Annotated in this window: 22 protein-coding genes; 8 read left to right on the top strand and 14 right to left on the bottom strand. The window is 61.8% G+C overall.

Annotated elements, in window-relative coordinates; genetic code table 11:
• Position 1: 1 nt before the first annotated feature.
• From ACJ8HB_RS00765 to hutC, 4 genes are all read right to left on the bottom strand, one after another.
• Positions 2-1,537, bottom strand: coding sequence for a serine hydrolase domain-containing protein (locus ACJ8HB_RS00765; RefSeq protein ID WP_442520182.1), 1,536 nt, complete (start codon positions 1,535-1,537; stop codon positions 2-4).
• Between the two features lie 245 nt (positions 1,538-1,782).
• The gene (gene hutG, locus ACJ8HB_RS00760; protein ID WP_047567892.1) at positions 1,783-2,586 is read right to left on the bottom strand and encodes an N-formylglutamate deformylase; all 804 of its coding nucleotides are present in this window, start codon (positions 2,584-2,586) and stop codon (positions 1,783-1,785) included.
• Positions 2,583-3,806 (bottom strand): imidazolonepropionase, encoded by a 1,224-nt coding sequence (hutI, locus tag ACJ8HB_RS00755; protein ID WP_047567889.1) that lies wholly within the window; start codon positions 3,804-3,806, stop codon positions 2,583-2,585. Before hutI ends, hutG begins: the two co-directional genes overlap by 4 nt.
• 157 nt (positions 3,807-3,963) lie before the next feature.
• Positions 3,964-4,719, bottom strand: a complete 756-nt coding sequence (gene hutC, locus ACJ8HB_RS00750; RefSeq protein ID WP_033646346.1) for a histidine utilization repressor — start codon at positions 4,717-4,719, stop codon at positions 3,964-3,966.
• Between the two features lie 180 nt (positions 4,720-4,899).
• Between hutC and ACJ8HB_RS00745 the strand changes: the two genes are divergently transcribed.
• From ACJ8HB_RS00745 to ACJ8HB_RS00735, 3 genes are all read left to right on the top strand, one after another.
• Positions 4,900-6,270 (top strand): formimidoylglutamate deiminase, encoded by a 1,371-nt coding sequence (locus ACJ8HB_RS00745; protein ID WP_047567887.1) that lies wholly within the window; start codon positions 4,900-4,902, stop codon positions 6,268-6,270.
• The gene (locus ACJ8HB_RS00740) at positions 6,270-6,830 is read left to right on the top strand and encodes a HutD/Ves family protein (protein WP_047567885.1); all 561 of its coding nucleotides are present in this window, start codon (positions 6,270-6,272) and stop codon (positions 6,828-6,830) included. The genes ACJ8HB_RS00745 and ACJ8HB_RS00740 overlap by 1 nt, the downstream gene beginning before the upstream one ends.
• 69 nt (positions 6,831-6,899) lie before the next feature.
• A complete protein-coding gene (locus ACJ8HB_RS00735; protein ID WP_047567883.1) occupies positions 6,900-7,901 on the top strand; it encodes a LacI family DNA-binding transcriptional regulator in 1,002 nt (333 codons plus the stop codon).
• 41 nt (positions 7,902-7,942) lie between these two features.
• Here ACJ8HB_RS00735 and ACJ8HB_RS00730 read toward each other — a convergent pair whose 3' ends face one another.
• From ACJ8HB_RS00730 to pckA, 4 genes are all read right to left on the bottom strand, one after another.
• Entirely contained in the window at positions 7,943-9,385 is a 1,443-nt protein-coding gene (locus tag ACJ8HB_RS00730) for a glycoside hydrolase family 32 protein (protein ID WP_047567882.1), read from the bottom strand.
• Positions 9,382-10,641 carry an MFS transporter gene (locus ACJ8HB_RS00725; protein WP_047567880.1) on the bottom strand — a complete coding sequence of 420 codons (1,260 nt, stop codon included), beginning with the start codon at positions 10,639-10,641 and terminating at the stop codon, positions 9,382-9,384. Before ACJ8HB_RS00725 ends, ACJ8HB_RS00730 begins: the two co-directional genes overlap by 4 nt.
• 168 nt (positions 10,642-10,809) lie before the next feature.
• Positions 10,810-12,114, bottom strand: a complete 1,305-nt coding sequence (locus ACJ8HB_RS00720) for an MFS transporter (RefSeq protein WP_033653892.1) — start codon at positions 12,112-12,114, stop codon at positions 10,810-10,812.
• A 216-nt stretch (positions 12,115-12,330) separates the two neighbouring features.
• The gene (pckA, locus tag ACJ8HB_RS00715) at positions 12,331-13,950 is read right to left on the bottom strand and encodes a phosphoenolpyruvate carboxykinase (ATP) (RefSeq protein ID WP_047567877.1); all 1,620 of its coding nucleotides are present in this window, start codon (positions 13,948-13,950) and stop codon (positions 12,331-12,333) included.
• A gap of 431 nt (positions 13,951-14,381) precedes the next feature.
• Here pckA and ACJ8HB_RS00710 point away from each other — a divergent pair, with 431 nt between their 5' ends.
• Together ACJ8HB_RS00710 and ACJ8HB_RS00705 are read left to right on the top strand one after the other, a co-directional pair.
• Positions 14,382-15,725, top strand: a complete 1,344-nt coding sequence (locus ACJ8HB_RS00710; RefSeq protein ID WP_019454858.1) for a 2-hydroxycarboxylate transporter family protein — start codon at positions 14,382-14,384, stop codon at positions 15,723-15,725.
• 332 nt (positions 15,726-16,057) lie between these two features.
• Positions 16,058-17,476 carry a serralysin family metalloprotease gene (locus tag ACJ8HB_RS00705; protein WP_094859794.1) on the top strand — a complete coding sequence of 473 codons (1,419 nt, stop codon included), beginning with the start codon at positions 16,058-16,060 and terminating at the stop codon, positions 17,474-17,476.
• Between the two features lie 146 nt (positions 17,477-17,622).
• On the opposite strand, the gene ACJ8HB_RS00700 is transcribed toward ACJ8HB_RS00705, so the two are convergent.
• The gene (locus ACJ8HB_RS00700; protein WP_004931526.1) at positions 17,623-17,832 is read right to left on the bottom strand and encodes a hypothetical protein; all 210 of its coding nucleotides are present in this window, start codon (positions 17,830-17,832) and stop codon (positions 17,623-17,625) included.
• Between the two features lie 157 nt (positions 17,833-17,989).
• Between ACJ8HB_RS00700 and ACJ8HB_RS00695 the strand changes: the two genes are divergently transcribed.
• A complete protein-coding gene (locus ACJ8HB_RS00695) occupies positions 17,990-18,142 on the top strand; it encodes a hypothetical protein (RefSeq protein WP_164070495.1) in 153 nt (50 codons plus the stop codon).
• Positions 18,143-18,180: 38 nt separating this feature from the next.
• Here the strand turns inward: ACJ8HB_RS00695 and yniD are convergent, their stop codons facing one another.
• Complete coding sequence (yniD, locus tag ACJ8HB_RS00690) at positions 18,181-18,273, bottom strand: small membrane protein YniD (RefSeq protein ID WP_223307179.1); 93 nt, start codon at positions 18,271-18,273, stop codon at positions 18,181-18,183.
• 338 nt (positions 18,274-18,611) lie between these two features.
• Here yniD and ACJ8HB_RS00685 point away from each other — a divergent pair, with 338 nt between their 5' ends.
• Both ACJ8HB_RS00685 and ACJ8HB_RS00680 read left to right on the top strand, forming a co-directional pair.
• Positions 18,612-19,004, top strand: coding sequence for an ASCH domain-containing protein (locus ACJ8HB_RS00685; protein WP_033638276.1), 393 nt, complete (start codon positions 18,612-18,614; stop codon positions 19,002-19,004).
• Between the two features lie 4 nt (positions 19,005-19,008).
• The gene (locus tag ACJ8HB_RS00680) at positions 19,009-19,608 is read left to right on the top strand and encodes a hypothetical protein (RefSeq protein ID WP_047567868.1); all 600 of its coding nucleotides are present in this window, start codon (positions 19,009-19,011) and stop codon (positions 19,606-19,608) included.
• A gap of 55 nt (positions 19,609-19,663) precedes the next feature.
• On the opposite strand, the gene ACJ8HB_RS00675 is transcribed toward ACJ8HB_RS00680, so the two are convergent.
• The 4 genes from ACJ8HB_RS00675 to ACJ8HB_RS00660 all read right to left on the bottom strand — a co-directional run bounded on the left by ACJ8HB_RS00675 (position 19,664) and on the right by ACJ8HB_RS00660 (position 24,247).
• Positions 19,664-19,903 (bottom strand): DUF1480 family protein, encoded by a 240-nt coding sequence (locus tag ACJ8HB_RS00675; RefSeq protein ID WP_004931517.1) that lies wholly within the window; start codon positions 19,901-19,903, stop codon positions 19,664-19,666.
• Between the two features lie 135 nt (positions 19,904-20,038).
• A complete protein-coding gene (locus tag ACJ8HB_RS00670; RefSeq protein ID WP_033638278.1) occupies positions 20,039-20,974 on the bottom strand; it encodes a Csu type fimbrial protein in 936 nt (311 codons plus the stop codon).
• Positions 20,975-20,994: 20 nt separating this feature from the next.
• The gene (locus tag ACJ8HB_RS00665) at positions 20,995-23,415 is read right to left on the bottom strand and encodes a fimbria/pilus outer membrane usher protein (RefSeq protein WP_170943475.1); all 2,421 of its coding nucleotides are present in this window, start codon (positions 23,413-23,415) and stop codon (positions 20,995-20,997) included.
• A 67-nt stretch (positions 23,416-23,482) separates the two neighbouring features.
• The gene (locus tag ACJ8HB_RS00660) at positions 23,483-24,247 is read right to left on the bottom strand and encodes a fimbrial biogenesis chaperone (protein ID WP_033653896.1); all 765 of its coding nucleotides are present in this window, start codon (positions 24,245-24,247) and stop codon (positions 23,483-23,485) included.
• Between the last annotated feature and the right edge of the window lie 9 nt (positions 24,248-24,256).

Below are 24,256 nucleotides of genomic sequence, written 5' to 3'. Positions count from 1 at the left end.
GTCAGTCGCGGCCGACGGTGCTGCGGCGGAAGGTCAGCATCCGGCTGCGGTTGGCGATGAGATCCACGTTGTAACCGCGGAAATAGAGGCAAAAGCGTTTTAACCACGGGCCGTCCTGGCACTCCACCAGCATGCGGCCCTGGCCGAGCGGGCTGAGCGTCCCGGTCTGCGCCGCCGGGCCGACGCCGATATGCACCCGATCGCCGCGAATTTCAAAGGCGGTGCGATAGTGCGGGTGATACCACAGCCCCTGCACATGCTTCAGGCAGTCGCCGTTGGCCGTGACCGGCAGGAAACGGCGCGCCACATGCCCGACCTCGCCCTCGACCGCTTCGCCGGTCCACTTCAATTTGATTGGCATATGGGCGGACAGCGACACCGCGTAGCCGTCTTCGCCCTGATACAGCGGTTCATCGCTGCCCAGATAGGCCAGATTGCCATTTTTGACCTCCAGCCAGTGCGGCTCCGCCGGCGTGGCGTAAAGGCCGTCGGGGGTCGCCGTGCTGCGCTGCGGCAGCGGTTCGCCAAGCAGCGCCGCCATCACCTGCAAAGCCATACCGAAACTGTCGCAGTCTTCGCGGTTGGCCACCAGCGCGACGCCGGCCTGGCGATCGGGCGCCAGCAGGAAATAGGTTTTGTAACCGGCGTGGGAACCGCCGTGGCCGAGCAAGCGGCGGCGGCCCAGCGGGGTTTGCGCCAGCCCCAGGCCATAGGTGCTGAGCTGGCCCTGATTGAGGCGGCGCGGGGCGCCGAGTTGCGCCAGCACGCCCTGGCCGGGGCCCTCGTCGGCCAGCAGCGTTTGCAGCCAGCGGGTGAGGGCGTGGAGGCTGCCGGTCAGGCTGCCGGAGGCGGAAAGGTGCAGGCCGGCGCTGGCGTGTTGCCAGCCCTGCGACGCTCGCCAGTAACCCGGCACCAACCCCGGCACCACGTCGAACCAGCTTTCCGGCGCCCGCATCTGCACCTGCAGCGGCCGGGCGATGTGCTGTTGCACCAACTGGTCGAAATCATACCCCTTGCTGCGCAGTGCGGCCTCCAGCAGCCGATAGCCGGTATTGCTGTAGGCGACCTCGCTGCCGGCTTCGTAGTTCAATCTTTCCAGCCCCTCGACAAACTGCATCACCGGCTGCGCCTCGCTGACGGCATGCAGCGAGATGCCGAGCAGGCCGAGCGTCTCGCGCACGTCGGGCAGGCCGCCGGTCATGTCCAGCGCCTGGCCGACGGTGACGTCTGCCAGCGCAGGCTGCAGGGCGGGCAGCAGTTCGCCCAGGCGTTGCTCCAGCCGAATGGCGCTGCCGGTGGCGTTCAGCGCCAGCGCGGCAAAGATGTGCTTGGTCACTGAGGCGTAGCGCACCACGCTGTCGGCGGTGAAGGGGGTATTCTGCGCCAGATCGGCCAGGCCGGCGCAGGCGGTGGCGCGGAGTTGTTCGGCGTCAAACAGGGTGATGGCGCCGCCGGGTTCGCCACGCCGTTGCCAGCCGGCCAGCAATTGTTCGGCGAGGGCGCCGGCAGCGCGCCAGTTTAACGGTGTTACAGACATAGGGCCTCCAGAGTGATGGTTCGAAACGGGCCAGCTCGGCCACACGCCGCCCGGCGCTGACGAGGAGCGCGGGCTTTTCGGCTGATTGTGGCGCAGTGCGTTTTTCGTCGGCCGCTGTTTTGTGCGCTGTTTAGACCAGTCGGTGGGGAATCACGCGAAACTTTGATATGGCGCGCAGAACGCGGCTGACGTTGCGGTTAAAGGCAGGGGGAGAAACAGGCGCCCGGCGGCGCCTGCAGAGGGGATCAGTTCAGTCTGGCGGCGCCGTCCAACAGGCCTTCAATCATCTGCTTGAGCAGGCGCTGGAGCGAGGCGGCGCGCTGCGGTTCGAACGCGTAAGGATACTGTTCGGACATGTAGTTCACCTGCGCCAGCTCAAGCTGGATCGCATGCTGTTGCTGTTGTGGCTGGCCGTAGGCGCGGGTGATGTAACCGCCCTTGAAGCGGCCGTTCAGCACGTGGGTGTACTGCTGTTGCTGCTCGCAGCAGGCGACCAGCCGATCGCTCAGCGCCTGGGCGCAGCTTTCGCCGCCGTTGGTGCCGAGGTTGAGATCCGGCAACTTGCCTTCGAACAGCCGCGGGATCACCGAGGCGATGGAGTGCGCGTCGAACAGCAGCGCATAGCCGTGCCGCGCTTTGAGGCGCGCCAGTTCGTCTTGCAGTTGCTGATGATAAGGTTGCCAAATTTGCTGCAGATAGCCGGCGCGCTCTGCGTCCGTCGGCGCTTTGCCCGGCAGGAAGCTTGGGCGGCCGTCGAACAGCACGTCGGGATACAGACCGGTGGTGGCGGTGGTGTACAGCGGCTTGTCGTCCGCCGGGCGGTTCAGATCGATGACGAAGCGCGAATAGTTGCCGACCAGCACGCTGGCGCCCATCGCCCGGGCGAAGTCGTACAGCTGTGGTATGTGCCAGTCGGTATCGGGCAGCGGGCGGGCGTCGTCGGTCAGCCCGGCCTCGACCGCCGGCGTCAGTTGCGTGCCGGCGTGCGGGATGCTGATCAGCAGCGGCAGGCTGCCGGTCTGGAAGCTAAAAGGATCGCGAATGGTCATTGACGTACTTCTCCTCGGAAAATCACCGTACAGGGCAGCTGACCGCCCAACCAATAAGCCAGTTCCGCCGGCCGCGACAGCGGCCAGTGAACGAAGTCCGCCACCTTGCCGGTTTCCAGCGTGCCGTGGCTGTGTTGCAGCCCCAGCGCTTTGGCGGCGTGGGTGGTGACGCCCGCCAACGCTTCTTCCGGCGTCAGGCGGAACAGCGTGCAGGCCATGTTGATCATCAAACGCAGCGACAGCGCCGGCGAGGTGCCGGGGTTGGCGTCGCTGGCGATCGCCATCGCCACCTGGTGCTTGCGGAACAGCTCCACCGGCGGGCACTGGGTTTCGCGCAGCAGGTAATAGGCGCCGGGCAGCAGCACCGCCACGGTGCCGGCGTCGCCCATGGCGCGGGCATCTTGTTCGGTGGCGTATTCGAGATGGTCGGCGGAAAGCGCGTGATGGCGCGCCGCCAGCGTGCTGCCGCCGAGGGCGGAGAGCTGCTCGGCGTGCAGCTTGACCGGCAAACCGGCGGCTTCGGCGGCGGCGAAGACCCGCTCCACCTGCGCCGGCGAGAACGCCAGATGTTCGCAGAAGGCGTCAACCGCATCCGCCAGGCCGGCGGCCGCCGCCTGCGGGATGATGGTGTCGCAGACCAGATTGATGTAGTCGTCGGCGCGGTTGGCGTATTCCGGCGGCAGCGCATGGGCCGCCAGACAGGTGGTTTTCACCTCGACCGGCAACAGCGCGCCCAACTTGCGCGCCACCCGCAGCATCTTCAGTTCGCTTTCCGGGCTGAGGCCGTAACCGGATTTGATCTCCACGCAGGTGACGCCTTCCGCCAGCAGCGGCCGCAGGCGGAACAGCGCCTGCTCCAGCAGCAGCGCTTCGTCGGCCGCGCGGGTGGCTTTCACCGTGGAAATGATGCCGCCGCCCTGCGCGGCGATCTCGGCGTAGCTCACGCCGTTCAGCCGCTGTTCGAACTCGCCGCTGCGATTGCCGCCGAACACCAGGTGCGTGTGGCAGTCAACAAAACCGGGGGTGATGATGCCGCCGTCGAATTTCACCGTTTCGTCCGCGATCAGGCCGGACGGCAGCGCCGCATGTTCGCCAATCCAGACGATCTTGCCGTCGCGCACGGCGATCGCGCCGTCGGTCAGGGTGTGATACTTGCCGTCGCGCATGGTGACGATATCGGCGCCGTGCCACAGGCTGTCACAGTGAATCTCAGACGTCATTGCTTTCCTCCGCCGGAGCCGCAGCTCCCACATGGTTGTATATACAATTAAAAACAACCTAACGCATTCATCGGGATGTCACAAGGGGCGGGCGAAATTTTGTTATCAGGATGTGATCGATAGCGGAGATGCGGGCGCAGGGCGCGCCCGCCGGGGATCAGACTTCGCTGGTGAAGCGGCCGAACAGTTGATAACGGCTGCCGGGGTACAGCAGCCGGGCCGAGGTCACCACGGTTTTGCCGGACCAGGTGCGGCGATGGATCAGCAGGCCGGGTTCGTGGTCCTCCAGCTGCAGCAGCTCGCGCTCGCGCCGGGTGGGGATCACCGCTTCGACGATGTGTTCGCCGGCGGTCAGCGGCGCGGCCTGCGTCAGGTAGGTGTAAGGCGTGACGCGGTCGAAATCCTGCTTCAGGTAGTCCGGCGCCACCAGCGGGTTGACGCAGCGGTCTTCCACCTGCACCGGCACGTCGTTTTCGTAATGCACGATCTGCGAGTAGAACAGCCGTTGGCCGGGTTGAATGCCCAGCGCCGTCGCTTCTTCCTCGCTGGCCGCACGGGCCTTCAGCTCGAGGATTTTGCTGCTGTGGCGATGACCGCGCGCGGCGATCTCATCGGCGATGTTGTGCACTTCCAGCAGCGCGGTATGCGCCTTGGCTTCGGCGACGAAGGTGCCGACGCCCTGCATGCGAATCAAAAAACCTTCGCTGGTCAGCTCGCGCAGCGCGCGGTTGATGGTCATGCGGCTGACGCCCAGTTCCGCCACCAGTTCACTTTCGGAGGGCACGCGCTGGTGCGGTTGCCAATGCCCCGCACGGATTTGATTCACGATCGCCTGTTTGACCCGTTGGTAGATCGGGGCGGGGGCATCGCTCATTGCAGCCGCCAGTTGTAACACGGTCTGTTGTTCAGCCACGACGTTAACCTCGTCAAATAAAAAAATAATAACACCAGTTTACTGTTGATGTCGGCGTATGTATATGTATATACAACTAGTGGCCGTCGCGCCAGAAACTTGCCGGCGGCCGCCAAAAATTCCCGAAGGCGCGCCATCGCCGCGCCTCATTCGCCGTTACACCAACAGTGGAATACTGCCATGCCTGCTTATTTTGCCCCACGCGCTTTGCTCCCTGAGGGCTGGGCGCATAACGTCCGGCTGGACGTCGATGCGCAAGGTTATCTGACTCAAGTTACCGCCGACGCTGAGCCGCAAGGCTGCACCCGGCTGCACGGCGACGCGGTGCCGGGCATGCCGAACCTGCACTCCCACGCTTTCCAGCGCGCGATGGCCGGGCTGGCGGAAGTGGCGGGCAACCCGCAGGACAGCTTCTGGACCTGGCGCGATCTGATGTACCGCCTGGTGCAGCGCCTGACGCCGGAGCAGGTGGAGGTAGTCGCCCGTCAACTGTATATCGAAATGCTCAAGGGCGGATACACCCAGGTGGCCGAATTCCATTATCTGCATCACGACGCTGACGGCAAGCCTTACGCCGATCGCGGTGAGATGACCGGCCGCCTCAGCGAGGCCGCGTATCAGGCCGGCATCGGCATGACGATGCTGCCGGTGCTGTACAGCTACGCCGGTTTCGGCGCGCAGCCGGCGCAGCCGGGGCAGAAACGTTTTATCCAGGATACCGAAAGCTATCTGCACCAGCAGCAGGTGATTGCCCGCCAGTTGGCGGATCGTCCGTTGCAGAATCAGGGGCTGTGCTTCCATTCGCTGCGTGCGGTGGAGCTGGGCCAGATGCAGCAGATTTTGGCCGCGTCGGATCGCACTTTGCCGGTGCATATTCACATCGCCGAACAGCAAAAAGAGGTGAACGACTGCCTGGCGTGGAGCGGGCAGCGCCCGGTAGCCTGGCTGTATGACCATCTGCCGGTCGATCAGCGCTGGTGCCTGGTACACGCCACCCATCTGGATCGCGATGAGCTGGAAGCGCTGGCGCGCAGCCGCGCGGTGGCCGGACTGTGCCTGACCACCGAAGCCAACCTCGGCGACGGCATCTTCCCCGGCGACGCTTACCTGCAGCAGCAGGGGCGCTGGGGCATCGGTTCCGACAGCCACGTTTCGCTCAACGTGGTGGAAGAGCTGCGCTGGTTCGAATACGGCCAGCGGCTGCGCGATCAGCGCCGCAACCGTCTGACGACGCCGGAACAGTCGGCGGTGGGCGATGTGCTGTACCCGCAGGCGCTGCAGGGCGGCGCGCAGGCCTGCGGCGCGCCGATCGGCCGGTTGCAGAGCGGCTATCGCGCCGACTGGCTGGTGCTGGACGGCGACGATCCGTATCTGGCGGCGGCGCCGGACGCCTCGATCCTCAACCGCTGGCTGTTCGCCGGCGGCAAAGAGCAAATTCGCGACGTGTTCGTCGGCGGCCGGCAGGTGATCGAGCAGGGGCGGCACGCGCTGCAGCAGCAGAGCGGCGCCGAGTTCCTGCAGGTGCTGAAAACCTTTCAGCAGGAGGCGTAATGAGCCTGACCCGTTTTAACTTCGCCGCGCTGCCGGTCAGCCCGTGGCGCAACGGCGGTGGGGAAACCCGTGAAATCATCAGCTGGCCGCCGGGCGCGCAGGATTTTGACTGGCGCGCCAGCATCGCCACCATCGCGCAGGACGGGCCATTTTCCGCCTTTGCGGGCATCGATCGTTCGATCACGCTGCTGGAAGGCGACGGCGTGCGGCTGTTCAGCGCCGGGCATATCGACCATCAATTGGCGCGCGTCGGGGAGCCGTTCGCGTTCTCCGGCGACGTGGCGCTGGAAGCGACGCTGCTGGGCGGCGCCAGCCAGGATTTCAACATCATGACGCGCCGCGGCCGGCAGGCGGCCGAGGTGCGGCGCAGCACGGCGCCCGTCGCCTTGCCACCCAACCGGGCGGGCGTGCTGTATGTGCTGAACGGGGTCTGGTCGCTGCCGGGGGGCGGCGAACTGCGGGCGCGCGAGGGCGTCTGGTGGACGGCGGCGGCGGGCGGTGAAGTGGCGCCGCTGACGGCCGACGGCGCTCTTCTGTGGGCGAACATCACAGCCTGCTAACGCAGAGTAGAGTCCTGCGCCCGGTTATGGGATTATTCACTTTTCCCCATTAATCATAAAGAAGGGCGCATGGCTTCGCTGAAAGACGTCGCAAAACTTGCCGGAGTCTCGTTGATGACGGTGTCCCGCGCCATCAATGAACCCGGCAAGCTGCGGCCGGAAACCTACCGCCGCGTCAAACAGGCTATCGACCAGTTGGACTACGTGCCGGATCTGTCGGCGCGGCGTATTCGCGGTGACGGAAATCGCGTGCAGACGCTCGGCGTACTGGCGCTGGACACCGCCACGACGCCGTTCTCGGTGGAAATGATCCTGTCGATCGAGAAAACCGCGCGTGAACGCGGCTGGAACAGCTTCGTCGTCAACCTGTTTGCCGACGACAACGCCGAACAGACCGTCGATCTGCTGCTGGCGCATCGTCCGGATGGGGTGATCTTCACCACGATGGGGCTGCGCGAGGTGACATTGCCGGCCAAACTGCTGGACAAAAAGCTGGTGCTGGCCAACTGCGTCAGCCCGGCGCATTCGATCGCCAGCTACATTCCTGATGACGAGCAAGGGCAGTATGACGCCACGCGCACGCTGCTCGCCAAAGGCTATCGCGCGCCACTGTGCATTCATTTACCGGCAGATACGCTGGCGGCGGGCCTGCGCCGCCGCGGTCTGGAACGCGCCTGGCGCGAAGCGGGGTGCGATGTTGAACAGCTGCGGCAGTATCATCTCGATCTGAGCGGCGGCGATCAAAGCTATCGCGACTGCGTCGCGCTGCTGGAGCGGCATTTCTCTCCCGGGCGGCGCGATTGCGACGTCGTGGTGTGCGGAAACGATCGGATAGCCTTTCTGGTGTATCAGGTATTGCTGGCGCAAGGATGGCGGATACCGCAACAGGTGGCGGTGCTGGGTTACGACAATATGGTCGGCACCGGCGAGCTGTTCCTGCCGGCATTGACGACGGTGCAGCTGCCGCATTACGAGCTGGGCCGCCTTGCGGCGCTGCATGTGATTGAGCAGCGGGAGCAGCGTGAGACGGTGAAAGTGCCTTGCCCGCTGTTGGAGCGGGGTTCGCTATAAGCGCACCGGGTGCGTCGCTGCGCGCCCGGTGCTCATTCCCATTATCCCCAGATGCTTGCCAGCCGCCATCCCGTGATGGGCTCAAACTGTGCCCGGCCGCCTTCGGCGAACAGGCTGAGGTGGCGCTCGCCCGCCGTCGGATAGATGCGGCTGGTCAGGCAGGCCTGGCCCTGATTGACGAAGATCTCCAGCGATGAGCGGTCAATGAAGATCTGTAGTGACAGGGTGTCACCTTCCGGCAGCGGCACGCTGCGGCAGGTGCACAGGGCGGGGTTGTCATGAAAACGTTCCAGCACCAGTCGGTGCGCCTGATTGTCGACGAACAGCCGCGCCCCATTCCCGATGGCCAGCCCGTAACGCTCGGCGTCGTTGTCGGCCGGTCTCAACGTCAGGGTGAGTTCCTGCACGTCGTCCGCCAGCGGCAGATGTTGATTGGTCAGCGTCTGTGCCAAAAAGGTGTGCGATTCTCGGCGCAGCGCCGCCAGTTCACGCGCCGGGTTCATGCGGACGCTGCCGTCGGCGGCCAGCGTCAGCTCACGCGGTAGGGTGAGGGCGCCCGCCCAACGGTGCGCTTTGCTGGGCATTGGGGATTCCCACATATCCATCCAGGCAAACAGCAGCCGACGGCCGTCGGCGGCGGTGAAGGTCTGCGGCGCATAGAAATCGTGCCCGGCATCCAGCTCGCAGAAGGGCTGCGTCACCCTGAAGTCGCTGTCCGGCCGCCAGTGGCCGAGCAGATAACCGCTCTGGAAGCGATTGCGGTAGCGGTAGCCCTGCGCCGCCAGCCCCTGCGGCGAAAATAGCAACAGGTGCTGTTCCCCCAGCGGGAAGAAATCCGGGCATTCCCACATATACCCTTGATGCGCCGCCAGCGCGCCGGCCAGCACCCGATCGAAGCGCCAGGCGCGCAGATCTGCAGAACGGTACAGGCGCACCTGGCCGAGACCGTTTTCTTTGGCGCCGACCACCAGCCACCATTCGCCGTTCTCGCGCCAGACTTTCGGATCGCGGAAATGCTGAATGCCGTCCGGCGGGGCCAGCACCGGCCCATGTTTAACGAAGCGTATGCCATCTTCGCTGGTGGCCAGACATTGCACTTCCCGCACCTGGCTGTCGTCGCCGGGCTCGCCCAGCCACACGTGGCCGGTGTAAATCAGCGTCAGCACGCCGTTGTCATCCACGGCGCAGCCGGAAAAACAACCGTCTTTGTCATAGGGCGCATCGGGCGCCAGGGCGATGGGCTGGTGCTGCCAGCGGATCAGATCGCGGCTGGTCGCGTGCCCCCAGTGCATGGGCCCCCAGTGTTCGCTGTAGGGGTGATGCTGGAAGAAGGCATGATAGACGCCGTCAATACAGATCAGGCCGTTGGGATCGTTGATCCAGCCGGCGGGCGGCACGAGATGGAACTGCGGGTAGTATTCGTCTCGGCGCTCTGCGCGCAGGGCCTCGACCGCATGGTCGGCTTGAGCTAAGGCAGTGTTCATTGGATAGACTCGCTTGATTTAATGGCGGATTGAAAGGGGGTTGCGCTGGCGGAACGTTCGCCGCGCAGCAGGAAACAGGAGACAAGCGTCGTGGCGGCGACCGCGCACCCCATCAGCAGATAGGTGTCGGCAAAGCCGATGCGGTCATAACCGTAGCCCGCCAGCGGCGACAGGAAGCTGGCCATCACCTGGGTGATGAACTGAAAGCCCACCAGGTAAAGCGTTGAGGAGAGGCGACTGTCGAAGCGGCTGGCGATGTATTTAAAGATAGCGATCAGCAGGATCGGCAACTCTACGGCGTGCAGCAGTTTCATGGCGGAGATCATCAATGCGCCGCTGACCAAGCCTGAGCCGAACATGCGCAGCGCCATCACGCCACCGGCCAGTAACAACCCCTGTTTGGCGCCGATGCGGTTCACCAGCAGCGGCGCCAGGAACATGCCGCCGGCTTCGAGGAAGACCTGCAGCGAGTTGAGGAAGCCGTACATTTCGTTGCCCTGTTCGCGAGAAGCGAACTGCGAAGCGAAGTAGACCGAAAATTGCTGATCGAAAACGTTGTACACGCTGATACCGAGCACAAACACCACCAGCGCCCAGAAGCCCGGCATACGCAGCAGCGCCAGCGCATCCTGCAGCCGCAGATTTTCCGGTTTGCCGAACGCCAGGCCGGCCATGGCGTTCGGCTTCAGCTCGCGCACCTGGCTGAGCAGCAACAGGAATACCACGGCGGCGGCGGAGGCCAGCCAGAAATTGATGTTCGGATCGATATTGAAGATAAAACCGGCCAAAAAGGTGGCGCTGGCCCAGCCGAGCGATCCCCACATGCGGGCGCGGCCGAATTCGAAACCGCTGATGCGGCTGACTCGCTCGGTATAAGATTCCAGCGCGCCGATGCCGGCGAAGAAGGTGGCGCCGATAAATACCCCGCCGACCAGCGCGCCGAGCGGCAGGCTGCTGGCCAGCAGCGGGGCGTAAACGTAGATAAAGAACGGGCCGGTCAGCAGCAGCATCACGCCGAGAAACTGCAGCAGGTGCTTGCGCAGCCCAAGTTTGTCCTGAATAAACCCGTACAGCGGCTGGGCGCACAGCGCCACCAACGAGATAGCGGAGAAGATCAGGCCGGTCTCGGCGCCTTTCAGGCCGATCTTCTGATTCAGCCACAGCGAGATCAGCGAAAAACTGGCAGACCAGGTGAAGAAAAAGAAGAACAGCAGGCCGCTGAGCAGCACGTAATATTTTTTAGTTTCGCGGTTCATGGGTAGGGCCCCGGTGAGTGAAGTTAGCTCTATTGTTAACGTTAACTCGCAAAGGGATGAAGCCAGCAGATATCACGCATGCGATGTTAATCACAAAAGTTAACGTTAACATTTATGCCTTGTGATCGAGGTCACGGGTTGGCAAGGGGGCGATGCGCCCCCGGAGGATTAACGTTCGTTCAGCGAGCGCAGATGGTCGTCGCGGCGCAGCGTCATCAGCGCAAACAGGCTGACCACCGAGGTGGCGACCACGTAGTAGGCGGGAATGTCGATATTACCGGTCTGTTTGATCAGGCCGGTGATAATCAGCCCGGCCGAACCGGAAAACACCGCATTGGACAGCGAGTAAGCCAGCCCCAAGCCGGTATAGCGCACCCGGGTCGGGAACATCTCCGCCAGCATCGCCGGGCCGGGGCCGGCCAGCAGGCCGACCACGGCGCCGGCGATCATGACCGCCAGCCCTTTGGCCCACAGTGAACTCTGCGCATCCTGCAACAGGTGCAGCAGCGGGAAGGTGAACAGGATCACCGCTGCCACCGCCGTCAGCATCACCGTTTTACGCCCCAGTTTGTCGCTGACAATGCCCGCCGGCAGAATGGTCAGGGCGAAGCCGACGTTGGCCAGCACCGTCGCCACCAGCGCCTGCTGGAAGGTGGCGTGCAATGAGGTTTGCAAATAGGAAGGCATCACCACCAGGAAGGTATAGCCGGCGGCCGACCAGCCCATCATGCGGCCGATGCCGATCAGAATGGTTTTCACCACGCCGCCCAGCTTCGCTTCCGGCGGCGCGGCGGCGTGTTCCGCATGTTGCTGCGCCTGGGTGAACGTGGGCGTTTCCTCGAGCTTTAGCCGCAGCCACAGCGCCACGGCGCCCAGCGGCAGCGCCAGCAGGAACGGAATGCGCCAGCCCCAGTCATGCAGCTGCTGCACGCTGAGCAGCGCGGCCAACAGCGCCACCAGCCCGGCCCCGGCCAGCAGGCCGAGCGCGACGGTCAGCGACTGCCAGGCGCCGAACAGCCCACGCTTGCCCTTCGGGGCGAACTCGGTCATCAGCGACACGGCGCCGCCGAATTCGCCGCCGGCGAACAGCCCCTGAAACATGCGCAGCAGCGTCAGCAGCAGCGGGGCGGCGACGCCGATCGAGGCATAGGTCGGCATAACGCCGATCAGCGCGGTGGCCAGCGTCATCAACAGCAGAACCGCAATCAGCGTTGGTCGACGGCCGATGCGATCGCCGATGCGGCCGAATATCACCGCGCCGATCGGCCGACAGAAAAACGCCAGCGCGAAGGCGGCGTAGGTGAGGATCAGGCTGGTGATTTCATTTTCACCCTGCAGCGTGAAAAAATTGGCGGCGATGACGGTGGCCAGGAACCCGTACACCCCGAACTCATACCATTCGATAAAGTTGCCGACCGAGCCGGCCAGCAACGCCTGACGCGAGCGGCGCGCGTCGAGAGTCTGTTGATTCATCCCCGTTCCCATACTTTTGAATTATTGTTCGTCAGTTCTAAATTTATACGACAAAACAATCAATTGATTTCAGCGGGAACTGTGAGGCGCTCAGCGCCTGCCGTCGATACGCCACCATTCGGGGCAAATATCGGCGAACGCAGGGGATGGCGGAAGAGTGAAAACAAAAAAGGGCCGAAAATTCGGCCCTGAGACGGCTTGGCATAAACCCCTGCGTTACCGTTTAGGCCCGGCGTTCACCAGTTTTTCGCCCGCCGGGGTAACGGTATATTTGGCGAAGTTATCGATAAAGCGCTGCGCCAGATCCTGCGCCTTCTCCTGCCACAGCGACTCGTCGGCGTAGGTTTTGCGCGGATCGAGGATCGACGGATCGACGCCCGGCAGCGCGGTCGGCACCTCCAGCCCGAAGATCGGCAGCGTGAACGTCTCGGCCTGCTCAATGTCGCCATTCAGAATGGCGTCGATAATGCCGCGCGTATCCTTGATCGAAATACGTTTGCCGCTGCCGTTCCAGCCGGTGTTGACCAGGTAAGCCTGGGCGCCGGCGGCCTCCATGCGTTTCACCAGCACTTCGGCATACTGCGTCGGGTGCAGCGTCAGGAACGCGGCGCCGAAGCAGGCGGAGAAGGTCGGCGTCGGCGCGGTGATGCCGCGCTCGGTGCCGGCCAGCTTGGCGGTGAAGCCGGACAGGAAATGGTACTGGGTCTGCTCCGGCGTCAGGCGCGATACCGGCGGCAGTACGCCGAAGGCGTCGGCGGTCAGGAAGATGATCTTGCGCGCATGGCCGGCTTTGGACACCGGTTTGACGATGTTGTCGATGTGATAAATCGGATAGGAAACGCGGGTGTTCTCGGTTTTGCTGGCGTCGTCGAAGTCGATGCTGCCGTCGGCCAGCACGGTGACGTTTTCCAGCAGCGCATCGCGGCGGATCGCCTGGTAGATTTCCGGTTCCGCCTGCGGCGACAGCTTGATGGTCTTGGCGTAGCAGCCGCCTTCGAAGTTGAACACGCCGTCGTCGTCCCAGCCGTGCTCGTCATCGCCGATCAGCTGGCGCTTCGGATCGGTGGAGAGGGTGGTTTTGCCGGTGCCGGACAGGCCGAAGAACACCGCCACGTCGCCTTGCTCGCCGACGTTGGCCGAGCAGTGCATCGAGGCGATGCCCTTCAGCGGCAGCAGGTAGTTCATGATCGAGAACAGGCCTTTCTTCATCTCGCCACCGTACCAGGTGCCGCCGATCAGCTGCATGCGTTCCGTCAGGTTGAAGGCGACGAAGTTCTCCGAATGCAGCCCTTGCTGCTGCCAGTCCGGGTTGGTGCATTTGGCGCCGTTCAGCACCACGAAGTCCGGCTCAAAATCCGCCAGTTCTTCGTCGCTCGGGCGAATGAACATGTTTTTCACGAAGTGCGCCTGCCAGGCCACCTCGGTGATGAAGCGCACTTTCAGACGCGTGTCGGCGTTGGCGCCGCAGAATGCGTCGACCACGAACAGACGCTTGCCGGAGAGCTGGTTGCCCACCAGCGTCTTCAGATGCTGCCAGACCTCCGGCGAGAGCGGCTGGTTGTCATTTTTGCCGGTGCCGTTGTCCGACCACCAGACGGTATCGCGCGTAGTGTCGTCGCGCACGATGTATTTGTCCTTCGGCGAACGGCCGGTGAATTCACCGGTCGCGACGTTGACCGCACCCAACTGGGTGAGGGTGCCGCGTTCCAGCGGCGGCAGATCGGCGCGGGTCTCTTCGGCGAACAGTAATTCATAGCTGGGGTTATAGACGACGTCGGCGGCCTGATGAATGCCGTAGCGAGCGAGGGTTTGTGGGGTAACAGCGCGTGAAGACATATTCTACTTCCTTATGAGTCATATTATGCCTCTTTCCCGTGCGGTGCCGCGCGCAGGATTAAGGTTCGGATCAAGCTGACCGGATTCAGCTAATGCGTTTCCGGTTCTTTATTAATAAAGCAGGGGGCTTTTTCGCCCTCCTATAGCATAGCAGCGAATTTAAACCTGCTTACTTTAATTACAAAATGCTGACGATAATTAATTAAAACCAACCTTGGCGGAGGGTCACAATATTGAATTTCGCCGGCGTAATTTAGTTTTGCATTTTTATTTTTTATCATATCGTCAGGGCTGTCTACTGTTTTATTTCTTATTAGAAAAGCGAAATCCACAATAGGATTTTTCGTAATCATTTGTTTTTGCTTGGCTATGGCAGGACTGTTGCGCCAGGTGAATCTAACCGTACTGTACGCTTGTCAGCAGGGTGAATAATGAAACAGATAAATGCAGAACTGGCCTGTGATAAAAATACGGCATCGTCCGAATCCTCAGGGTTAATTAATCAACTTCGTCAAATAGATATCGGTGCGGTGCCGATCGCGTTGTTTATCACGATTTGCGCGATCGTGGCGATTTCCGCCTATGCCAACTTCCTGCCGAAGAATATGATCGGCGGCCTGGCGGTGATAATGACGCTGGGCTTTGCGCTGGCGCAGTTGGGAAAAAGCATTCCCGTGCTGCGCGATATCGGTGGGCCGGCCATTCTGTGCTTGATGGTGCCGTCGGTGCTGGTCTATTTCAATGTCTTCCAGCCCAACGTCATGGGCACCGTCCATTTGCTGATGAAAGACGCCAATCTGCTCTATTTCGTCATCGCCAGTCTGGTGGTCGGCAGCATTCTCGGCATGAACCGGGTGATCCTGATTCAGGGGATGATTCGCATGTTTGTGCCCTTGGTGGTCGGTACGGTGACGGCGGTGATCACCGGGCTGCTGGTGGGCAAGCTGTTCGGCTTTACCTTTTATCACACCTTCTTCTTCATCATCGTGCCGATCATCGGCGGCGGCATCGGCGAGGGGATTTTACCGCTGTCGCTGGCCTATTCGGCGATCCTGGGCTCGACGCCGGACGTCTACGTCGCGCAGCTGGCGCCGGCGGCGGTGCTGGGCAACATCTTCGCCATCGTGACCGCCGGTGTGCTGGCGCGCATCGGCATGCAGCGCAAGGCGCTGAGCGGCGACGGCATGCTGATCCGCTCGGCGCAGGAGAACGCGATGTTCGCCATCAAGGAGCAAAGCGGCAACGTCGATTTCCAACTGATGGGCGGCGGGTTGCTGGTGATCTGCGCCTTCTTTATCGTCGGCGGCCTGTTCGAACACATCGTGCATATTCCCGGCCCGGTGCTGATGATCCTGTTCGCGGTGTTGTGCAAGTACTGCCGGGTGATCCCTGCCTCGATGGAAACCGGCGCGCACAGTTTCTACAAGTTCGTCTCCACCGCGCTGGTGTGGCCGCTGATGATCGGTCTGGGCATGCTGTACGTGCCGCTGGAAAGCGTGGTGGCGGTGTTCTCGGTCGGTTATGTGGTGGTCTGCGGTTCGGTGGTGCTGTCGATGGGGCTGGTCAGTTTCCTGATTGCGCCTTACCTGAAGATGTTCCCGGTGGAAGCGGCGATCGTCACCTGTTGCCACAGCGGCCTGGGCGGCACCGGTGACGTAGCGATCCTGTCGGCATCGAACCGCATGGGGCTGATGCCGTTCGCCCAAATCGCCACGCGCATCGGCGGCGCTTCCACGGTCATCGGCGCGACGCTGCTGCTCGGTTGGTTAGTCTGAGTCCAGGGTTTCTTATGGATAGCCGGGGTTGGATTGCCCCGGTTTTTTTATGCTTTTTTTCCGCTTATCGTGATAATGCTGATGATTACCTTGAAAATCATTCGTATGGCGCAAATGTATAGTCGTACTTTATCTAAGAAAATTCTGTACTCGGCGAAAATGTGTCTATTCTTTTTTCTTAAGGGATTATCGTTCTCATTCAGAGTGCCGAGGGAAGGCGCCACCGCATTACCGATATCCCCGTATTGATTCAACACCGGGCCGCTGCCGTTCAGGCAATCCGCCAGTTGGGGCATCCCCCCGATTGAATTGACGAATATGGAGATAAGGTTATGTCATCAAGCAATGCTTCCGTTAAGGCCGAAGGCGTATTAGCCCTGCTGGGCGCTTATAAACCCGATGAAGACGACACCATTACCGTGCTTCATCCGTCGAAAACGTTCGCAAACGCCGGCCTGGAGCTGGTGCGCGGCGATCGCAGCTGGCACGACAAGGGCGTGACCGACATGCCGGTCTCCCTGAGCTACAGCTTCTGGGAAAAGGCGCCGGGCAACATGTCGAGCATGGGCATCAGCGGCTTCAGCAGCTTTAACGCCGAACAGCGCGAGCAGGCCAAGCTGTCGTTGCAGTCGTGGTCCGACGTGGCCAACATCATCTTTACCGAAACCGGCGACACCGCCGCCGCCAACATCAAATTCGGCCTATTCGACTACAGCTCGCGCGGCTCCTATGCCTTTGCGTATAACCCGGATACCTCGCCTTCGGTTGCCGGGCAAACCTGGTATAACGCCAAGAACCACACCTTCGTCAACAACCAGATCCATGAGAACGAGTACGGTCGCCAGACCTTCACTCATGAAATCGGCCATGCGCTGGGGCTGCAGCATCCGGGCGACTATAACGCCGCGCCGGGCGTCAGCATCACCTACGGCAAGGACGCGACCTATTTCGAGGACAGCCGCGCCCACAGCGTGATGAGCTATTTCAGCGAAAGCAACACCGGGCAGGATTTTAAAGGCGCGTACTCATCCGGACCATTGCTCAACGACATCACGGCGATCCAGCATTTCTACGGCGCCAACATGAACACCCGCACCGGCGATACGATCTACGGCTTCAATTCCAATACCGATCGCGACTTCCTCACCGCCACCGGCGCGCAGGACAAGATTGTTTTCACTGCCTGGGATGCCGGCGGTAACGACACCTTCGACTTCTCCGGCTTCGGCCAGAATCAGCGCATCAACCTGAATGAAAAAGCGTTCTCGGACGTTGGCGGCCTGAAAGGCAACGTGTCCATCGCCGCAGGCGTGACGATTGAAAATGCCATCGGCGGATCGGGCAACGATGTGCTGGTGGGCAACGCCGCCGACAACGTGCTCAACGGCGGCGCGGGCGATGATGTGCTGTATGGCGGCAAAGGGGCGGATCAGCTGTGGGGCGGCGCCGGCAAGGACACCTTCGTCTATTTCGCGGCGGATGAATCGACGGCGGCGGCACCGGATTGGATCCGCGACTTCGTGCGCGGTGAAGACAAGATCGATCTGACGCTGTTCAATACCGGCAGCGCCGACGGCATTCGCTTTGTCGATCAGTTCAGCGGCAAGGTGGGGGAAGCGATGCTGAGCTATGACGCGCAAAATCACGTCAGCGACGTGGCGATCAACCTGGGCGGCGCCTTTGACGGCAGCGATTTCCTGGTGAAAGTGGTGGGGCAGCCGCTGGATGCGGGTGATTTCGTGTTGGCGTAATGCAGGCAACAAAAATAGGGCGTTTTGGGCAAAAACCCGACAATTCCTATTAATTCCGTCATATTAGCGTGACATAGTAGCGCGCAGAAGGCCGGGCTTGCATACCTCGGGCTTCTGTCGGATCGCCAACCTTTTCGGTTGGCGATTCATTTTCCGCCTTTCAGCATGTTGATGGCGGCGCCGAGCAGGATGCGCCGTTCGATATCGTTGCTGTCCGCCAGCTGCCGCGCCAGATGTTTTTCCAGCGTTTCCACCGACAGCGCTTCGCCGCGATGGCGCAGCTGCATCACGCCGTCGCCGATCAGGCGTGCGACCTCATCCCATACGGGTTTAATCTCCTGTTCCGAGAACGTCATGGCCTACCTCGGTTGGTTGATTTTTGCCCAATGTAGCAGCTGAACTGCGGCTTCGCTACCGGCTGCCTAAAACAGGAAGCATAAAAAACAAGCCATCAGTATTTCTTCTGGTTTTTACGCTCAATACTTGCGGTGTCGAAAAGCAGGAGAAAACATCATGAACTGGGTCGAAACCTTGGCGGAGTACTACCGCCTGAGCCGCACGGGTGAAACGCAGCATTGGCTGTGTCGCCGCTGGTTGCCGCAGGGAGAGGCGCGCTTGGCCTATTTGCGGGAGTTGCTGGAGCCGACCGCGCCGCGGCGGCGGTGAGTAGGGCACCGGCGTTTGGCCGGCGTCGTTTCGCGTGATTAACCGAAAGCGATCGCCGCCCAACGCAACAGCAGCAACGCCAAGCAGATCAGCAGCAGCACCACCACCATTTTACTGAGCTTGGCGCCCATGCGTTTTGTTGCCACGTTGCTTCCCCTTTAGCTGAAATACCATCCACCGGCGAGGATGATGAGGAAAAGCGTCACTAACGCGACGCCGTTGAGTAAATCGCTGAAGGTATCGTCAGCATCGATGTCATTTTGCCGCATGTTGCCGCCTGGCGGTCGCCATTGGGTGAATAATGTTCACAGTATGCGCCCGACAGCGCGGCAGGCACAGCGAAGAACGGTAAAAACGCGTAAAGGCGGCGGTGGCGGAACGCGCAGTCGCGCTTGCGACGGATGCAGACGGCCGGCAATACGTTGTACTATCCTGTCTGCATTGATGCATTTTTCCTAAAGGTATAATCATGGCGACGGCAATTCCACAGAAATACGAGCACCTTGAGCGCTGGGCGTTCGGCGATACCGAGCAGCAGGCCGATGAAGTGGTGCAATTGATCCTCAATGGCACCAAAACGGCCACCTGTTCCAACCTCGACGGCGAGGGGATCCCGCAGGCCGGCGATCGCTTCCTGGTGGTGGACGGCAAGGGTGAGCCGGTCTGCGCGGTCGAGCTGACCGCGGTGGAAATGAAAACTTACGATCAGGTCGATGAAGCGCACGCCTTTGCCGAAGGCGAGGGCGATCGCTCGCTGGCGCACTGGCGCAAAGAGCTGCAGCGCTTCTTTGAAGAGTACGATCTGTTCTCGCCGGACATGACGCTGGTGCTGATGAATTTCAAAGTCGTCGACAAATTCTAATCTTATGCGCGCCGTTCCCTACGAGTGCCAGTGGGCCAGCCCGGAACTGGCCGCCGATCTGATCGCCGGCCGCGCGACGCTGGCGCAAGACGAAAATTGGGCGCGCAGCGGCGCCCGCGATCGAGCGGAGTACGTCGAGTGGGCCAATCACGTGTGCGGCATGGCCTGTCTGAAAATGGTGCTGGGCCACCGCGACGGTGAAGCGCCGCCGCTGCTGGAGCTGGCGCGGCGCAGCCTGCCTTACGGCGCCTATGTGCGCGAAGGGGAGCGGATAAAGGGGCTGATTTACGCGCCGTTCGTCGAGTTCGTACGCGAGCAGTTCGCGCTGCAAGCGGTGGTGAAGGTGGGGCTGGAGGCCGCTGACGTGCCGGCGCTGCTTCAAGAATGCCGCTACTTTATCGCCTCGGTGCATCCCTCCATTCGCCGGCCGGAGAGCATACCGCCGCAGCGGGGCGGGCATCTGGTGCTGATCACCGCCGCCGATGCGCAAAGCGTGACCTTCCACAATCCTTCGGGCGACAGCCCGGCGACGCGCGAGCGGGTGCACCTGCCGCTCAGCCGCTTCGCCCCTTTCTTTGCCGGCCGCGGCATCGCCATCGCATAAAAAAACGCGCTGTTTCCGATGAAAACAGCGCGCCGTCAGCAGTTCTGATGCATTTTCATGCCAGCCGCATCACCCAGGCGTCCGCCTGCCGATCGTAGTGCTGCTTGTACAGCAGTGACTGTTTGCCGTCGAGGATCGCCGGAATGCTGGTGTGTTCATCCCAGCCGTCCAGCTGCATGCACAGATCCGGATCGGACTTGCAGGGAATGCTCAGGGTGCCGGCGCGGTCGGCGCCGGCGTGAAGATGCGCGTCATCGACCTCGAAGCTGCCAATTTTTACGACGGTTTTGCTCATGGGAACTCCTTGCTCAATGGTGTGGTAGGAGGTTAGACCAGTTCGGCCATCGGTAAGAGCATAGCCAAATGAGCAAAAAATGCCACATAAAAATTACATTTTGGAAATAATTTCCACGGCGGTAAAGCACCGCGCCTAGTACTCCACCACAAAACTGAGATTGTCTTGATAGCTGCCGACCGCCACTTCCGTCTGCGCCGCATTGACCGCCGCCTTATACGGGATGCTTTGCGCCAGCCCGGTGCCGGCGCCGCTTTGTTTGTTGGTGCTATCCCAAACGGTCGTCGTATTGGGCAAGTAAATCTGATACTGCATGAAATTGCTGGTGCCGCTTTTCATACGCCGCCAACCGGAGACCGGGTTATTGCCGTTGGTGAAATAGGTGTTGTATCCCTCGGTTTTGGTGCAGGTCAGGGTGATGCTCTGATTGACAGGATTGAACTGCCCGACCAACGCCATGCTGCCGAAGTTGACGTTGGGCGCGGTGCCGATCAGGCAGTCTTTGGTGATGGCGACGCTGACGCTGACCGTGCTGGCCTTGTTGACGCCGTCCCACCAGATGCACAGGCCGAGCACGCCGAGGCCGCAGATATGGTAGTTCCAGATCAGGTTGATGGTGTCGGTATAGGTGCCCGAACGCACGTTGGCACCGGCGGTGGTTTTGATATACAGCGGAAAGTTGACGTTGGAGGAGATCAGGATCAGCGACAATAGATTCAGTGAACTGTAGTCAATGGTCTGCCCGATGCTGTAGGGATATTGATAGTTGGCGTCGGGATAGATCAGATAGGCGATTTTATCGCCGGAACCGTCGGTGTTGGCGACCGCCATGCCGTTGGTTGTCGACGCAACCTTGACCGTGACGGTGTTCTGCGACAGCAGCGATAGCCCGAGGCCGGTGCAGTTGAGGCCGGCGGTGCCCTGGGCGTTGATCTGCCCGTTGTAGACCACGAAAGAGCTGCTTCCCGGTAAGGTGACGGTGCCGTTGGTGGTGGCGCAGTCGGCGAATGCGCGCTGACAGAACAGCAGCGAGAGGGTTAACAATAAGAAGGCTTTCAATCCCCGAAACATAGTGACTCTCCGTCGTTGAATTAGCGGCAGACAACCGGGCCGACGCGCTGGATGCCCTGAGGCTTCGCCAGGCTGAATTCCGCCTGACACGGCGGGCCGCCGTCGGCCGGGATCACGCTCAGCCGATTGTGTTGTTGCACCGGGTCGATATAGGTCATGCCATCCCAACCGACATAGCTTTGCTGATTGCCGCCAACCACCGCCACCTGGCTGCCGTTGGCCAACGGTTTGCCTTGCTCGTCAACCAGTTCGACGTCGGCGGCGGAGATGGGTTGGATGGGGAACTCAACCAGAAAACCGCTGTGATCGCGAATGGCGACGGTTTTCTCCACCGTCGGCAGCGCGACGTCGGCGGGCAGGTTGAGCGGATCAATCTGGAATTTCGCATGGTAGTAAGAGGTGACGGTCGGCACCAGTAAATAGCCCTGGGCGTCGGTCTTGCCGATCGGCTGGTTCTCATAGCTCACCGGAATGTCGGCGTATCCTTGCGTGGACACCAGCGCAAAGGCATCGTTGATGGTGTTGGTGGCGTACACGCCGCCGTTCATCGCCACCAGCGAACCGCTGATTTCTCCCCAGTGGTTGGTTTCATCGCGGGTGCCGTATACGCCCGCTCGGGCTTCGAGTCTGCGGGTGCGCCAGGTCAGATCGGCCTGGCGGTAATCGCCGCCGCTCGGGTTATTGGCGTAGGCCAGATTCCAGCCGAAACCGCCATCGGTCGGCGCGGCGCGGCTGTAGCTGACGCGTTCGCTCCAGCGGTTGTTGTTGTCGCGCGCGGCGCTGAAGCTGGCTGTGCCCCAGCTGTCGAACGGAATGGAGAGCTGCAGTTGGGCGCTGTAACCGCTGCTGCCGATTTCCCGGTTCAGCGAGGCGTACAGGCTGCTGTTGCGCCAAAGCGACACGCTGTAGGACAGGTTCACCAGGCGGGTTCGCTGAGCGATGGCGTCGCGGACGTCAAAATAACCGGCGCCGAGGCTGCCGAGCCGGCCCAGGCTGACGCTGCCGGTCAACTGATCGGTGCGGCGGCTCAGGCGGTAGTCGCTTTTATACACGGAAATGTCGCCAAAATCGGTGCTGCGCAGGATGCGTTGGGCGTTGAGGCTGAAACGTTGGTTGCTGTAGTTGTAACCAAAGCTGCTCTGATCGCCGTGGTTGCCGGTGTAGCGATAGACGGGCTGGGGATCCGGCTGTTGCAACGGCCTGCCGGTCAGCGGGTCATAATACGTGGGGGATTGTATCTGCCGGCCGCCGTTAAACGCTTCGTCGCCGGCCTGGCTGACGCTGTAGGAGGCGTTGAAAACCCCCCATTGCCCGACGCGAAGGTCGGCGCCGGCGCCGCCGACCGCCAACTCGGCTGCGCCTTCGGCGCGTCCTTCCAGGGTTAACCAATCAGTGACGCCGTAACGTAAACTGGCACTGCCTACCCATTGCCCGTAATCGGCAGAATTCAACCCGTAGTTGCGCCGCAGCAAGCCGGTGGAAATGCTGAAATCGCTCATGCCGGTCTGCAGCAGGTTGCTGGCCACGTAGAACGGCACCGTGGTGCTGACCTGGCGGCCGAGGGCGTCGGTGGTGACGACGGTGGCCTGACCCGCGCCGTTAATGTAGGGCACGCTGTTGAGGGTGAACGGCCCGGGATTGATGTTGGTGGTGCTGTTTTTATAGCTGTTGATGTATAAATCGACGCTGCTGGGCAATGCCGCCTGGCCGGAAAATTGCGGCAGCGGGTAGGTGATAAGATCCGGGCGCACCGCGAAATTGCGCGCCAATTGCAAGCCGCCGATGCGCACGGCGCTGCTCCAGGGGAGCGAGCCGGTGGTAAGGTCACCGGCGATCACACTCAGCATCCGCTGGTCGTCGTTGAAACGCCAGTAGCTGTCGTATCGAATATAGCGCCCGCCATCGTCGTTCGGCCCGCCGTTAAACCCGCTGCGGTAGATGCCGGTGTTGGCGATGACGCCGAACCCGTCGAACAGCCGCTGTTCGCTCCACGCCGACAGGTAGCCCGGCCGGCCATTGCCGTTGCTTTGGCTGGCATAGATATCGTAGTTGAACAGCAAACCCAGGCTGCTTTGCGCCGGCAAGCGCTGCAACGGTGAATGGGCGCCGATGGTTTGCTGCGGCAACCAGTCGTTGGGCACGTTGATCAGCAACTGCTGGCTCTCGCCGCTGTAGCTGACATCCACCTTCTCCAGCCGATCGACGGCGATCTCTTTCGCCTGCTTATCCGCTACCGGCAGCCCGGCGTCGAGCAGTTGCTGGGGCGTCATGTAGTAATGGCCGCCGCGGTAGTTGACCGGCACGACGTTGCCGGTTTGGCGCCCGTTGACGACCGGCTCCAGATACAGCGTGGTGTCCGGCATGCTGACGGCGCTGGGCGGCGGCGGCAGATCGTCGCCGAGCGCAAACGGCAGCCAGCCGCCGGCCGCCATGCTCAGCATGGCAAACGCCAGCGGCCTAAGGCTGAAACGCCGCGTCGATAGCCTCCCTGTCGGCTGCACCTGGGCCTCAATAAGACGGAATGGCTACGGGCTGTTTGTTGTCATTGACCGTGGCCATCAGTTTGCCGCTGCTGAAACCGCCGGCGGGCGGCAAGGCGAAGCGCATTTGCGAACCGGGCAGCACGTATCCCATCAGACCGGGATTCAGGCTGCGGCCTTGCAGCGTCACTTTCGACATGCGGGCATGCACTGCGCCTTGATTTCGCACCTCCAGCCAGCGTTCGCTGCTTTGCTGCTGTAGACGATAGCTGAGCTGAGGTTGGCTGGCGGTCGCGTAATCGCGCGGTTTTTCGCTGTCCTGTTTGGTCCAAATGCCCTTACCGCTGACGAACAGCGGCACCGAGTAGCGCATCTGGAATTTCAGCCCCATCTCCGCACCGCCGGGAGCGGCGCCCGACGACTGTTCTTTCACCGGCACTTCATCGACCAAAATGCGGTAGGCGCGCTCCTGTCCCGCCGCCGGGGCCGACTGTTTGATCAGGCGTATCAGCTGGCGTTTGCCTGGCGCGATCGACGCCACCGGCGGGCTGGCGATCACGTCGCTTTGGTTGCTGTAATCGTCTTTGCCGGCGGTTTGTCGCCAACCCAACACGCGAATTTGCATATAGACCGGTTTGCTGTCGCGATTTTCCAGCCACAGCGCGGTGGCCTGTTGTTGATCTTCAATCACCGGATCGATTGGCCAAATGAGAATGGAGGCCGCGGCCAGGGCGTGCTGCTGGCTTGCCAGGAGCAGGGCTGCCGTTAACGGCAGGCGGAAGGGTATGCGCATAACTCATCC

Source organism: Serratia sp. CY27727 (genome assembly GCF_052169275.1).
GTDB lineage: Bacteria > Pseudomonadota > Gammaproteobacteria > Enterobacterales > Enterobacteriaceae > Serratia > Serratia sarumanii.
Note: the sequence above shows the minus strand (reverse complement) of the source record. Positions and strands in the feature narration are given on the sequence as shown.